The organism is Lyticum sinuosum, from assembly GCF_034471385.1.
Taxonomy (GTDB): Bacteria; Pseudomonadota; Alphaproteobacteria; order Rickettsiales; family Midichloriaceae; genus Lyticum; species Lyticum sinuosum.
In genome coordinates, this window is the sequence record NZ_JARGYU010000002.1 from 199,581 (window position 1) to 214,931 (window position 15,351).

Consider the following 15,351-nt stretch of genomic DNA (forward strand, 5'->3'; position numbering starts at 1 on the left):
GCTTATATAAAAATTAAAAGTCACATTAAACTGATTCTATGAAAACATTACTCAAAAATTACATTGTTCAAAAATTTCTATTATTATTTTTATTTTCATGCATAAACAACATAATATCACAAAAACAATTATCAAGTTTATTTAATATTGTTTATGATAATTTTATATTTTCTATATTAAATACATATAATAATTTAGAAATGTTGTTATTAATTTCTTTATTCGATAGAATTATTAATCTTAATACAGTATCACAAAATATTTTATCGTACATTTTTGTATATATTATTATAAAATTTAATCATTATAATGAAAAAAAACTAATACAAATAAATAATAATATTATATTTTTAATTTTTATTTTTAGTAAAAGTTTTTTAGCAATCAGTTCTTGCAACTGTAAATTAATATATATAAATTCTAACATGTTTATCGAAGATATAGCAAAGATTATTTGCTATACTATATATAATAATAAAAAAAGTAACAAAAAATAAAAGAATAATTTGATAATTTTAATGAGATAATTGTATATTTATTTAAAATTACTTAAAGATGAATTTATATAATGATTGATAGAAAAAACAAAGATATAACGTTTTCTAGAAGAAGTTTTATTGGTTTAGTAATAAAATTTTTAGGATTAAATATAATAGCTTATAGATTTTTTTTTCTGCAAATTTTAAATCCTGAAAAATATAGTATTTTATCAAGAAAAAATTCACTCCGTAATATTCATTTAGATAGTCCACGTGGAGAGATAATAAGTAGAGATTATCAAAAATTAGCGACAAACATAGTTAAATATTCAATAAGATTACACAAAGTTGAATATAATACAGCTATTAAAATTATAGATAATCTTGAGGTATTATTTAATATTAAAATAAAATCAATTGTAAAATCAAAAAAAGTTACAGCTAGTATTGATAATCTTTTATGGGAGCAAATTGTTATAGCACAGGAAGAATATAATATCTTAGATCATTGTATTATAAATGCATTTCAGCAGAGAATATATCCATTTGCGAATTTGTTATCTCATGTTATTGGATATGTAATTATGGAAAGAAAAATATCTAATGGACAATTATATTATGAAAATAATACTTTAAAAGGACAAAATGGTATTGAAAAATTTTATGATAATGAATTATCAGGAATAACAGGAAATCAAAATTTAGAAGTTGATTCTTTAGGCAATATTATAAAAAAAGAAATCACATTAAAAGCAAAATCAGGATCTAAAATACAAATATCAATCAATACAAAAATCCAAGAAATTGTTGCACTTAATCTTAAGGAAAAAACAGGAAGTATTGTAATAATGAATCCAGAAAATGGTTATATAAATGCAATGTACTCAACAAATTCTTATGATCCTAAAATTTTTGATAACATGTCTTATAAACAGTGGCAAAATATTATAAATTCTTCAAATTCACCACTTTTAAATAAATGTATAAGTGCTAACTATCCTCCCGGATCTGTTTTTAAAATCGCTGTTGCAATTGCTGCATTAGAAAATGGGATTGATCCACATAGAAAAGTATATTGTAATGGAGGAATTATGGTAGGTTCACGTTTTTATCATTGTTGGAGAAAATTTGGACATGGTTTTGTTGATATCTCACAAGCAATTGCACACTCATGTAACGTGTATTTTTATACTATAGGAGGAAAAATTGGACAATCTAAGATAAAAAAAATAGCTTATATATTAGGTCTTGGTCAGAAAACAGGAATAGATATTCCATTTGAATCAAATGGAATTATCCCAGATGAAACATGGAAATACCAGAGATTTGGAAAAAAATGGTCTATGGGAGATACTACAAATTCATCAATAGGACAAGGATATACTCTTGTTACGATGATTCAATTAGCAACTATGATTGCGCGTGTAAGTAGTGGAAAAATGGTTAAACCACGTTTAAAGATTACAAATAATAACGAAAAAACTATAGATCTACCATTTCGTAACGAAAATTTAGAAATTATAAGAAAGGCAATGGTAAAAGTTGTAGATCAACATAAAATAAATGTACCAAAAGCAAAGAAAAATGTATTTACATTTGCTGGTAAAACAGGAACTGCTCAAATAATCTCTAAACTGAAAGCAGAATCAGGAAAAGAAGAACATTCTATTTTTATAGGATATATGTCTTATGATTATAATAATACTTCTGAAGGAATTTCATATTTAAGTTATTTAAATAATAATAATTCAAATATAAATACTATAGACGAAGACATACAGAATAGTTATGCAATCGCATTAATTATAGAAAATGGAAGCTGGGGTAGAAATTCTATACCAATTGTAAAGAAAATCTTTGATCAAATATTAAACTTAAAAATATGAGATTAAAAAATTTTAAGTGTAAAAATTTTCACTTCAACAAATTTAACTTAAAAAAATGTAACTATTAAATTTTTAGATGTAAAAATTTCTATATTATTTTTATCCAAGAATATACATATAAAAATTATAAATCTTACAGCGATTAAAATAATCAATACTAATAAATATATGAACTTTACAAAATTATAGCAAGATGCTATATTCAAAAGCTGATTGTCTTCTAGTATTTAAATTGGTTATTTGATCAAAAAATTGTCTGCAATAAAGAAAATAATACCTAATATTTTAACTATTATAAGGATTATTCTGATACCTATTTTAGTTATATCTTTTTATTTTGATACTAAAACAGCCCGCTATTTATCTGTTAGTATATTTACTTTTGCAAGTATAACTGATTATATAGATGGTGCATTAGCACGTAAATGGAAAGCACATAGTAATCTGGGACGTATGTTAGATCCTATAGCGGATAAAATGATAGTATCATCAACATTGTTAATGATGGTTAGTAAAGGTATTGCACCAGTTCTACCAACTGTAGTTATTTTATGTAGAGAGATATTTGTTTCTGGAATTAGAGAGTATTTGGCTGAAATTAAAGTTATTATTAATGTTAGTGTTATTGGTAAAGTAAAAACAATTTTACAGATGACATCAATTATAATACTATTATGTGGTAGTAGTGTTGATGGGTTGACATATTTGAAAACAGTTGGATCTTTTGCATTATGGTTTGCAGCTATTCTTACGGTTGTTTCAGGCTATATATATGTTAGAGAGAACATTCACCATATATAATAATATTCATCATGATCCAAAATAGTAGTATTACAATATTTGTTTTTAATGTAGTATTATTATTAAAATCTAAAAAATAAGTTTATCTTTTTAATTTAACTCATAATAGTTTACTTGTTTTTTACTGAGACTTAAGTATAATCCTAACTTTAATTTTTAAATTTAACAAATGGTTATTAAAGTTATATAAAGTCCTGTAAAATAGTTGTTATAACTATTAACAAAGTTTGGTCAAAATCAATTAATTAATGAATAATAATAAAAATACTAATCAGGTAAAAGATTCAAATAAACGTCGAGTTCTTAGTATCAAGAAAGACGTACCTAATCCTAATATAAATTTACCAAGTTTGGATTTAAATTCTGATCATCATAAAACTACTAGAGTTAATCAAGTTATAGTTGTAATGAAATCAGGTGGTAAAAAGACACCAAATAATGCGGAATTTGAAAATAAAGAAAAAGAAATAGAACATAATAAATTAACACAATCTGAAATTCATACAAGAAGAAATTTAATTGAATCTATTTCTTTAGATAAGGAAGAAGGTAATTCTACTTTTTTCAATGAAAATCTTGAAAATAATGAAAATAATGAATTCCTTATAAATGATTCAATAAATGATGACAATTTAACAGATAATCAAAATTATGATAAAGATGAAAGAAATTCTAAAGATTTATTAAATATTGGAAAACAAGAGAAAAATATCATACAATCAGAAGTAGAATATGAACAAAATACAATATATAAAAATGAGTATTTAAGTAAAAATTCAACAGATTCTATAGATTTGAAAAATGTGAATAATATACAAAATACACAAGATAACCAACAGAATGAATATATATTTGAGGAAAATATATCGATATTAGATAATAAAGAATTAAATATTAATGTTTCTAAATTTGATGAAAGTACTATACTAGATGATAATAAAGAATTTATAATTAATTATAGTAATAAAAACATGTCTAATTCTAAAAATTCTGAAATTATTGATAATAATGATTATATTAATAATATTTATGAATTAAATACTAACTATAGAATAAATTCTGATGTATCTTCTGATGTATCTAAAAATGATAATACAACTGATAGTATTAATATAAGCAATATAGATAACGAAGAAAAAAGTAATGCTATATCTAATGCTAATGATCATGATATTCTAGTTAAAAATATATCTACTAGTATTAGTAGTAATAATACTCAATTAAATAATATTAGTAATAATAGTCAATTAAATAACGATTTTATAGATTATCCTATAGAATCTAATAATGAATCTCATTTTATAAATATAAAAGATAATACAAATACGGATAGCAATATTAATACTCTAAGATTCTCTACAAAAAAACGAGGTGTTACTAATTTAAATTATTTGGCTCGTACTTCATCTTTATCTAATGCTTCAGATACCAATAACGACACTAGTCTTTCTACTAAAAAAAATACAATTTCTAAAAAGAATTCTATTAATGAAAATAACAAAATTGTTGAAAACACAAATGTATCAACAAAACAAAAATCAACTACAGATAGTAAAACGAATGATAATACAAAAATAGATGATAACTTATCTAAACCAATATCAACTAAAAGTTCAAATAAAATTGATGAAAATTTATCAATAAGAAATAAAATATCAATATCTTCAAAGAAAACATCTGCTAGAACATATATAAAAAAGTTATCAGCATCTCAAATTTCAACTGTTGATGTTAATGATAGCAGTGATTTTGAAGATGGATTATATAACAGATTTAAAACAAGAACTAGATATGGTAAATCAAAGAAAAATAAATCTAATTTTAACAGGCAAGATTATACTCCAGAAAAAGTAATTCGAGAAGTCGAAATTCCACCAATAATTAGTGTACAGGAATTAGCAAATCGCATGACAGTTAGAGCAACAGAACTAATAAAATCTCTTATAAAACTTGGTGTAATTGCTTCTATAAATCAGAATATAGATTCAGATACTGCAGAACTTCTAGTTTTAGAATATGGTCATAAACCAAAAAGAACGAATAATGAAAAAGATTCAATTATGATGTTAATAGAGGAAATTCCTAATAATCCTGAAACTACAGTAAAAAGAGCTCCTGTAGTTACAATTATGGGGCATGTAGATCATGGAAAAACATCTCTTTTGGATGCTTTACGTTCAACTGATATAGTAAGTAAGGAATTTGGTGGAATTACACAACATATTGGAGCATATAATATTAAACTTAAAAGTGGTGAATCTATAACATTTCTTGATACTCCTGGTCATGAAGCATTTACTGCAATGAGAATGAGAGGTGCAAAAGTAACTGATATAGTCGTTATTGTTATTGCTGCAAATGATGGTATTAAAGCTCAAACTATAGAAGCAATAAGTCATGCTAAAGCTGCTAATGTACCAATAATAGTTGCTATAAATAAAATCGATCACCCTGAAGCTAATCTTGATAAAGTTAAAAATTCTCTTTTGAATTATGAATTAATTCCCGATGATATGGGAGGAGATACTATTGTAATAGGAGTATCTGCTCATACAAAATATGGTCTTGATAAACTTGAAGAGGCAATCATTCTATTATCAGAATTTCTTGAATTAAAAACTGATATTAATAAAAAAGCTCGTGGCCATGTTATAGAAGCAAGAATTGATAAACAAAAAGGTATTTGTACTACTTTTTTAGTAGAAAAAGGAACTCTAAAAGTAGGTGATTATATTGTTGCTGGATCTTCATTTGGAAGAATAAAGAGTATGATTGACGATAAAGGACGTCATATAAAATCAGCTTGTCCATCAATTCCTGTTGAGATATTTGGATTAAGTTCTGTTCCCACAGCTGGTGATGACTTTGTTGTTACAACTGATGAGAAAACAGCTAAGATTGTTGCTAGTTTTCGTGAAAAGCAAATTCAAGAATTATCTAATGTTACTAAAACTAGTTCTATAGAAAAACTCATTAAACAAAATAATGGGCTTATAAAAGAACTAATTATTATAATTAAAGCAGATGTTAAAGGTTCTCTTGAAGCAATAGTACAAAGTCTACATAAATTAAATAATGAAGAAATATCTCTTAAAATTATATTACAGAATGTTGGAGGAATTACAGAATCTGATGTTTCATTAGCATCTACATCTAATTCAATTATTTTTGGCTTTAATGTAAGAGCATCATCATTAGCAAAAGCATATGCTGAAAAAATAGGTGTTGATATAAGATATTATTCTATTATATATGATTTAATAAATGATGTAAAAGCCATAATGGGCGGTATGTTAAAACCTATTATTAAAGAAAATATTACAGGATATGCGGAAGTAAGAAGAATATTTAATATTAGTAATATAGGTAAAATTGCTGGATGTTATATTACAGAAGGATTAATTACTCGTAGCTCTAATATAAGATTACTACGTAATAATATAATCATTTCTTCCAGTAAAATAAAATCTTTACGTCAAGGAAAAGATGATGTAAAAGAATCTAAATATGGCTTTGAATGTGGTATAATGATAGAAGATGATAATATTTTAGAAGGAGATAGGATAGAAGCTTATGATATGATCGAAGAAAAACGTACAATAGATACGAATAAATCATAATAATACTAACTATAATATTTAATATTTTTTTATATTATATGAATATGATTTTTGTTTATCGTAATATAATAATAGGAATTATATCTACGATAATCTTTTCATCTTGTTCTTCAAATAATACAATTGATAAACATCCTAATACTGAAAAATCTAATGATATATCTATATACAAATTTTGTTTTAACGTAAATGATATAGAGGTATATGATACTACGGAAGATAATACTACGGAAGATGAAAATTTAATCAAAAATAATATAAAAAATTGGATAAGTAATAAGTTTGTATCATATGGAGCTATAGGAAAATTAAAAATTATTATTGAAAAAGCTGATATAAATGAAAAAATAATTAATAAAAATTCACATCAAATACAAAGTAGTATTAGTATTAAATTAATTCTTGAAACACCAAAATCAAAATTTGCACAACAAGACAGTATATCAATTGATGATTCTGAAGATCTTAAATTAAAAGATGAAGATTTAGTTCATGGTGAGATTAGAGGAATAATAAATAATGATCATAATACAAATCATTATTCAAATGGTAATATAATAAAAAATATAAATAAGGATACAAAATTAGAAGAATTAGAAGATATAAAAAATACTGAAAATAAATCATTAACCAGTATTGTTATTGACACTAATACTAACACTGATTTTTATAATATTAATGATCCATATGTAGTTCAAAATGAAAAAATTAATAATATAGAAGTATCTATAAATAATTTAGAAAAAGAAATTAAAAATTCACTTAGTAGATCTCCATTATGGATGGAATATACTCAATTTAAATATAATAAATAAAATAATAAATTATAATAAATCAGGTATTGCTGTAAAGATGTGTTTTTACTATCATAGATAGAATTCTTCTATTTGATTTAAAAAACTTTTCTATAATTAAAGTTAGATTTTTCTATTTGATATTTTTATATTAATTGATATTTTTTTTATTTATTTTTGATATTTATATAAAAAATCTAAATATATTAATTAAATCTCACTATCTAATAATTCCTTTGATTGTTTTAATAACACATAATGTAACAATAGCATAAAAGCTATATTTACAGATCTTTTTTAATCTTCGTATTTGATTTTGTATATAATTTTTTATACTTCTAGTTACACAATTAAATCCATTTACAACATTTTGTTTAAATTTTACAGAGCAATTTTTAATATTTGAAAATAAATTATTCAATTGTTTATTTATTTCACTTATTTTTTTATGAAAATTAATTAAAGTACCAGTCATTTCCTTTTTCATATTATTTATATTTATAGCAACTTGATCAATTTTATCTCTTGCTTCAGTAATAACATTTTGAGTTCCTTGAATTAATTGGTCTTTTGTTTCATTAATAACCTTTTGAGTTTTTTCAACTACTTCTACCGCTTCTTTAGCTGCATAATCTCCAAATGTTTTTGCATCTTTTTCTAATATCTTTCCACATATTGGAACTACAACCTCAGCAATTTCCATACCTTCATCTATTTTTTGAAAACCTTCATCAAGTTTTTGATTGACAACTGATGATAATTCTCCAACTTTTTGATCTATTTTTTCAATTTTTTTATTAAAATCATCAGAAAATTGATCTGTTTTTTCTTTTATCACAGTAGCTAAATTTTGTACTTGATTGACTTTCTCTTCTACTGTTTCCTTTATATCATCTTTTATCTCATTAACATTTGTTCCTAAATTATTGAATTCCTTTTTGCCTTCTTCTATTACATTACCAACTGTTTTTTCTAAATTATCGAATTTTTCTCCAGCTTCTTTGATTAAACCATTAACATTTTTTCCTAAATTCACGAATTGTACTACTTTTTCGTCGAAAATTGTTTCAAATAGATTTTTATTGGTATTTTTTAATGGATCTTTTATTTTTTCTAATTTTTTGTCTAGAGCTTGACTAAATTCATTTAAATTTTTACTTAATTTATTAAAAAAAGGATTTTTTTTACTTTGTGTATCTTGATTATTTTTCATAAAAAACTTTAATTTGAATTTTGTATATTAATTATATAATAATAACAATATTTTTATAAAAATTAAATTATTATTTCCTAATAAAAGATTTTTTATTGTTTTTAAGCAGAATTTCTCCATTTTTTAACAATTTTTCTTTATTATAATGTAGCTCATCTCGTTTCTCCATAACAAATTCATATTTATTTGTTTCAATTATTGCATCTACAGGACATGCTTCTTGACATAATCCACAATATATACATTTTGACATATCTATATCGTATTTTGTTGTTCTACGTGAACCATCACTATCTCTAGGCTTTGTATCAATTGTTATTGCTTGAGATGGACATATTGCTTCACATAGTTTACACCCAATACATCTCTCCTCTCCATTATCATAAAACATTAATGCATGCTCTCCTCTATATTTATTACTAACTTTGCCTTTATCAAATGGATAGTTAATTGTGACCTTGCGTTGCAACATATATTTAAGTGTTGTTATAAGGCCAATTATAATAGTACTTGGTACTAGATTATTTAACCATTTTATTTTTTTTAACTTTATATATTTCATTTTCAATAACCAAAATTTTAATGTAATTACTTTACATTATACAATATTTATAGATATTACATATATTAAAATATACTATATGTTCTGATATATGATATATATTAGCAATAAAGATTTATATTTTACTTAAAAAATTCCAGATGAAGAATTTAGAGTCCATCGATCTAGAAAAACTCGCAAAAAATTTAAAAATTAGAATGACTCCTCAAAGAAGAGCAATTATAAATATACTAATAGCTTCTGAGGATCATCCAACAGTAGAAGATATTTACTATAGAATTCAAAAAATAAATCCAGAAATAGGGATAGCTACTGTTTATAGAAATGTTGCATTACTTGAAAAATACGGTGTAATATATAAGTTAGAAATAGATTATCAAAATAAATCAAGATATGAGATAGCAGATATTTATAGTATGCATGAACATTTAATAGATAGTGATACTGGAGAAATAATAGAATTTTCATTAAAAAAAGATGAAATAGAAGAAATATATAAAAAAATAGGAGATAAATTAGGTTATAATGTTATTCATCATAAACTTCAATTATTTGGTAGAAAAAAAAATAGACTTTTTTCTCATAAAAAAAATGTTTTTGTTAGAAACAAATAAAAAATCAATAAAATCAGGAAAATTTTATTTATTCTTTTCTTAAAATTAAATAAATAATATAAATATATATATTTGTGGAAAATAGTATACTAAATTACGAAATTAAAAATTCGGAAATAAATAAATTATATAATAATACTAATACAAATAAAAAAAAACTATTAATGTATTTAGTTTCAGATGCATCTGGTGAAACAGTTAATACAGTATCTGAGGCCTCACTGTCACAATTTAGTGGAATAGAAATAGAAAAAAGAATAAGACCTTTAACAAGAACAATCACACAAATTGATGAAATTATCTTTGAAATAAAAAAAGAAGTTAATAGTTTTGATCAAAGACTTATACTTTATACTATGACAGATAGTCCTAGCCTTGATCATTTAATAAAACAATGCAAAATAAATAATATTTCTTATATATGTCCTATTGATCCAATTACGCAGAAAATCAGTGAATTATTACGTATAACTCCAAATATTAACTATCCAAGTAAATATCATATTAATCAAGATTATTATAAAATAATAGATAATATTAATTTTGCTATTCATCATGATGATGGACAAAATAGACAAAATTATAATAAAGCTGATATTGTTATAATAGGTACTTCTAGATCATCTAAATCTCCTACTTCTTTATATTTGTCAAGACATGGATATAAAGTAGCAAATATTCCATATTTCCCGGATATTGAACCAGATATTTCAGATTTAGATGAAGTTATTAAAATTGGATTAATTATCTCGCCATCAGTACTAACAAATATTAGAGAAAAAAGATCAGAATATCTTTCAAATTCAGAAAATGTTTGTAAAAATGATATTTATAAAAAATATATTTCAATAACACAATCACGTGAGGAAATAGTTAAAGCCATTCAGTTTTTTAGATTTCATAATATTCCTATTGTGGATATTACAAGAAAAGCAATAGAGGAAATATCAGCTGAAATAATTAATATAGTTAGAAAAATTAATAAATTTTAATAATTTAAATTATATATAATATATATAATAATATTTTTATTTATTTATACAACAAGAGAATAATAATTTGACTATGTCTGTTTTACATTTTATATCATATTAATTACATATATAATTTATTTATGTATTATATAGTTATGTAAAATATTAAATACAAAATATAATTTAGAATAATGCATAGATTTTTATCTAAATTTATATAACTTAATTACACTAAAATATAAGAAGTAAAATTAATAAATTAAAAACTATTAAATATACTTAAATAATAGCTTAAAATAGTAATAAAATTCATGTTTAATTTTCGTTTTAAAAATAGCACTATATTATGGGTATCAATTATAGTAGCAGTAATAACAATATATATGTCTGTTTCAGAAATGGGATTGAGAACAAATAAAATAAGCTTTTCTGAATTTATGACAAGGCTTGAAAATGGAAATATAAGAGAGGTTTCAATTCAAGGTAATAGTATTGAGGCTAAGGATCAAAATCTGAATACTTTTATAACAAGTGCTCCATATTTTTATCCAAAGGTGATAGATAAATTACTTGAGCATTCTGTAAAAGTAGAAATCCTTCCTATTGAAAATCCAATTCAAAGTGTACTAGGAATGATTGCATCTTGGTTTCCAGTTTTACTTTTTATTGGAGTCTGGATATATTTTATAAAAAATATTCAAGGTGGTGGAAAAGCAATGAGTTTTGGAAAATCTAAGGCTCGTTTAGTTATGGATGGTGGTAAAGTAACATTTAATGATGTTGCAGGAATAGATGAAGCAAGAGATGAATTAGAAGAATTAGTTGCTTTTCTTAAAGAACCTATTAAATTTCAACGTCTGGGGGGTAAGATACCTAGAGGATGCCTACTTATAGGAACACCAGGAACAGGAAAAACATTATTAGCGAAGGCTATAGCTGGAGAAGCTGATGTTAAGTTTTTTAGCATTTCTGGTTCTGATTTTGTTGAAATGTTTGTAGGAGTTGGGGCAAGTAGAGTTAGGGATATGTTTGAACAAGCAAAAAAAAATTGTCCTTGTATAATATTTATTGATGAAATTGATGCTGTAGGTCGTCACCGTGGAATTGGGATGGGTGGAGGAAACGATGAGCGCGAGCAGACATTAAATCAACTTCTAGTAGAAATGGATGGTTTTGATGCTAATGATGGTATTATAATAATTGCTGCAACTAATAGACCAGATGTTCTAGATCCTGCATTACTTCGTCCTGGTAGATTTGATCGCCAGATTATTGTTCCACTGCCAGATATTAATGGACGTGAGCAAATACTACATGTACATATGAAAAAAGTTCCACTAGCAAAAGATGTTAATATTAATCTTATAGCACGTGGTACTCCTGGTTTTACTGGTGCTGATTTAGCAAATCTAGTCAATGAAGCATCTCTACTTGCTGCAAGACTCAATAATAAAACTGTAGATATGGCAACATTTGAAGCTGCAAAAGATAAAGTTATGATGGGTCCAGAAAGAAGGTCTATTATAATGAGTGTCGAAGAACAAAAACTTACTGCTTATCACGAAGGCGGACATGCTATTGTGGCCTTACATATGCCACATTCTGACCCAATTCATAAAGCGACTATTATTCCTAGAGGAAGAGCATTAGGAATGGTAATAAGACTTCCTGAAGATGATAGATATTCTATTACAAGAGAAAAATTACATTCTGATCTAGCTGTTGCAATGGGAGGAAGAGCTGCAGAAGAATTAATATTTGGAAAAGAGAATGTTACAACTGGAGCAAGTGGCGATATAAAATCAGCAACACAAATAGCTAAGCGTATGGTTACACAATGGGGTTTAAGTGATGCAGTTGGTCCAGTTCTTATGGGAGAAGAAAGAGAAGATATTTACTTAGGACAAGGTAATGTAAATGCAAGTAGTCATCTTTCTGAAAAAACATGTCAACTTATAGATAGTGAAGTAAAATCTTTAGTAGAAGAAGGATATAATACAGCTAAAAGAATTATACAGGAAAATATAGATCAGCTTCATAGTCTTGCAAAAGCTCTTCTTGAAAATGAAACGTTAAATCAAGACCAAATAATGGAAATTATTGGTATGCAAGAAAGAAAAAAACCAATTAGAAACAATGATATTAGTATTGATACTAAATCAATAAAAAAAATAAAAGAAAATAGTCGTAAAGTAAAAAAACGATCTGTTCCTACAACTAATGATAATGAGACAGTATAAATTAATTTTTTAGTATATAAGTATCAATATAAGTATCTTTACAATTGCAATTATAAGTATAATTTTATGAGCTCTTTTTGTTATTATATATATTTTTATATTCTAAACACATTAATGTAATTTTTTCTTCTGCATTTTTTATACCTAAATAAGATGATAATATCAAAAATGCATGTAATGTTTCTTGAATAGTCTTTGCTGTATTAGAAATACCTTTTGTATTAAGAGTCATAATATTATGTATTCTATCTAATAATTTAATAATTAAAACATCATGATATTTATCTTCTAATAGGTATTCAACAATTTGCGCTGCTGTTATTTTATCTTGATTATATACTCTTGTTAAATAAAGAATTTGATTAGATATATCATACCCAAATGCATTACTAATCATTTCAATGGTTAATTGAGTATCTTCAACTGTATCATGTAGTATTGATGTTATAATAAGATCAGTGCGTAAGATATAATGAGCAACCATTTCTGTTACTTTAAGTGCATGTACATAATATAATTCTCCGGATTTTCTTTTTTGATCTTTGTGATAGAATTTTGCATAAAAAATAGCTTTTAATATAAGATAATGATTTAAATTCTTATTTTTTTCTTTCTTTTGCAAACACTTTAATTTATTTATTAATAAATTTGCATATTCACAATTTTTAAATTGATTAATCCAATCTGGATGATATGGATCAATTATAGGTATGTTGATATTATCACATACTATATTTGAACTGTTTATTTTAAAATTTGACATGATTTTATAAATTAATTTTATAATGTTAAACAATTTATTCTGTTTATTATATAAATTTAACATTAATTATATAATATTAGTATATATTATATATAATATTTTTTTTAATAAATAAAATCAAGATAATTATAAAATATAATCTAAAAATATTAAAATATATTAAAAATATAATCATAAAATTATTTTATTATAAATATTATAATATAATAAATAATTTATACATTTTTATTTCAACTATCTAAAATATATATTTTTTTTAATAAAATATAAAATATTTATACTATATAATTATTTTTAATATTTGTTTAAATTGTTTAAAATTTATCAAAATATTTGTTTTTTGATATAGACTTTTGACATCTATATTTTTTTACAAAAAAATCTATAACAGATTTAGTAGTTATTTTTGAATTTGATTTTTTTTGACAATCTGGGTTTTTAAAGACCAAATGATATTTATCATTAAATTTTTTATTCGTCATTACATATTCGTTTTTATCTTGTTGAATTTTTCTCACAACAACCCATTTCTCTTCTGTAATATCAACTCCATCTATTTTAATTCTATTATTATTAATTTCAACATTTAAAATTTTATTAGTATAATCTGTAAAAGTGGTATTATTTGCAAAAGAATGTATATCATTTTCATTTATAAAATAGAATTCGGAATCAAAAGCTAGTTCTACATTTTTTTTATAAGAAAAAGAATTGATACTTTTCTTTAATGAATAAAAATGATGTATCAAAATATTATTCATATTAACTATTCCTAATTTTATAGTAGAAAATATATTTGAGAGTATAGATTTTGTAAAAGAATATGTATAATTTAATATTTTTAAAAAAATATCAAAAAATATTATTTTGAGACTTATTTTTTCTTTAAAACTATTATTGAGATCCATTAGTAAATGATCACAAAAATCATGAATTATTTGAGTCCTAATACAGAATGATTTTTCTTCATGAAATTTTTCCCTATATTCTTTATATAACTCATAGTATTTTCCTTTTAATACTATATTACTTATTCCTTTTTTAATAAAAGGTAATATTAATTTATTTTTTGTTAAATCTTGATTAAAAATCTCATGAGAGATAAATAAATCTTTTAATTTAAAAACATTATTATTATAATAATAATTATTAATACAAATTTGAGTGTTATTATAATTATTAATATCAATTGCTATTGTACAATTAATATTTTCTTCATTACCACTTTTATTTAAAAATGTAATTTTATCATAAATTATTAGATTATGAAATTGATAATTTTCAATAAAAAATTTTTTTATTTTAAATAAAATATTATTAAAATTCTTATTTTTGTATAACATAAATAATTCTTAAGTATTAATTATAAAACAGTAAAAACATTATAATTATATTAAATAACATA

Annotated in this window: 11 protein-coding genes; 7 read left to right on the top strand and 4 right to left on the bottom strand. The window is 23.4% G+C overall.

The window, feature by feature from the left end:
• The first annotated feature begins 568 nt into the window (after positions 1–568).
• The 4 genes from mrdA (at position 569) to Lyticum_RS02690 (ending at position 7,601) form a co-directional block, all read left to right on the top strand.
• On the top strand, positions 569–2,365 hold the full coding sequence (gene mrdA, locus Lyticum_RS02675) for a penicillin-binding protein 2 (RefSeq protein ID WP_322498795.1): 1,797 nt from the start codon (positions 569–571) through the stop codon (positions 2,363–2,365).
• Between the two features lie 252 nt (positions 2,366–2,617).
• A complete protein-coding gene (pgsA, locus tag Lyticum_RS02680) occupies positions 2,618–3,166 on the top strand; it encodes a CDP-diacylglycerol--glycerol-3-phosphate 3-phosphatidyltransferase (protein WP_322498796.1) in 549 nt (182 codons plus the stop codon).
• Positions 3,167–3,414: 248 nt separating this feature from the next.
• Entirely contained in the window at positions 3,415–6,786 is a 3,372-nt protein-coding gene (gene infB, locus Lyticum_RS02685) for a translation initiation factor IF-2 (protein ID WP_322498797.1), read from the top strand.
• 44 nt (positions 6,787–6,830) lie between these two features.
• Complete coding sequence (locus tag Lyticum_RS02690; protein WP_322498798.1) at positions 6,831–7,601, top strand: hypothetical protein; 771 nt, start codon at positions 6,831–6,833, stop codon at positions 7,599–7,601.
• A 199-nt stretch (positions 7,602–7,800) separates the two neighbouring features.
• Here the strand turns inward: Lyticum_RS02690 and Lyticum_RS02695 are convergent, their stop codons facing one another.
• Together Lyticum_RS02695 and nuoI are read right to left on the bottom strand one after the other, a co-directional pair.
• Positions 7,801–8,793 carry a hypothetical protein gene (locus Lyticum_RS02695; protein WP_322498799.1) on the bottom strand — a complete coding sequence of 331 codons (993 nt, stop codon included), beginning with the start codon at positions 8,791–8,793 and terminating at the stop codon, positions 7,801–7,803.
• Between the two features lie 70 nt (positions 8,794–8,863).
• Positions 8,864–9,355, bottom strand: a complete 492-nt coding sequence (nuoI, locus tag Lyticum_RS02700) for an NADH-quinone oxidoreductase subunit NuoI (RefSeq protein ID WP_322498800.1) — start codon at positions 9,353–9,355, stop codon at positions 8,864–8,866.
• A 140-nt stretch (positions 9,356–9,495) separates the two neighbouring features.
• On the opposite strand from nuoI, the gene Lyticum_RS02705 reads away from it, so the two are divergent.
• The 3 genes from Lyticum_RS02705 to ftsH all read left to right on the top strand — a co-directional run bounded on the left by Lyticum_RS02705 (position 9,496) and on the right by ftsH (position 13,183).
• Complete coding sequence (locus tag Lyticum_RS02705; RefSeq protein WP_322498801.1) at positions 9,496–9,969, top strand: Fur family transcriptional regulator; 474 nt, start codon at positions 9,496–9,498, stop codon at positions 9,967–9,969.
• Between the two features lie 74 nt (positions 9,970–10,043).
• Positions 10,044–10,961, top strand: coding sequence for a pyruvate, phosphate dikinase/phosphoenolpyruvate synthase regulator (gene ppsR / locus Lyticum_RS02710; RefSeq protein WP_322498802.1), 918 nt, complete (start codon positions 10,044–10,046; stop codon positions 10,959–10,961).
• A gap of 293 nt (positions 10,962–11,254) precedes the next feature.
• The gene (gene ftsH, locus Lyticum_RS02715; protein ID WP_322498803.1) at positions 11,255–13,183 is read left to right on the top strand and encodes an ATP-dependent zinc metalloprotease FtsH; all 1,929 of its coding nucleotides are present in this window, start codon (positions 11,255–11,257) and stop codon (positions 13,181–13,183) included.
• Positions 13,184–13,247: 64 nt separating this feature from the next.
• On the opposite strand, the gene Lyticum_RS02720 is transcribed toward ftsH, so the two are convergent.
• Both Lyticum_RS02720 and Lyticum_RS02725 read right to left on the bottom strand, forming a co-directional pair.
• Positions 13,248–13,946, bottom strand: a complete 699-nt coding sequence (locus Lyticum_RS02720; protein WP_322498804.1) for an HD domain-containing protein — start codon at positions 13,944–13,946, stop codon at positions 13,248–13,250.
• Between the two features lie 314 nt (positions 13,947–14,260).
• Positions 14,261–15,289: a hypothetical protein gene (locus tag Lyticum_RS02725; protein WP_322498805.1), complete on the bottom strand. Its 1,029-nt coding sequence runs from the start codon at positions 15,287–15,289 to the stop codon at positions 14,261–14,263.
• Positions 15,290–15,351 lie beyond the last annotated feature (62 nt).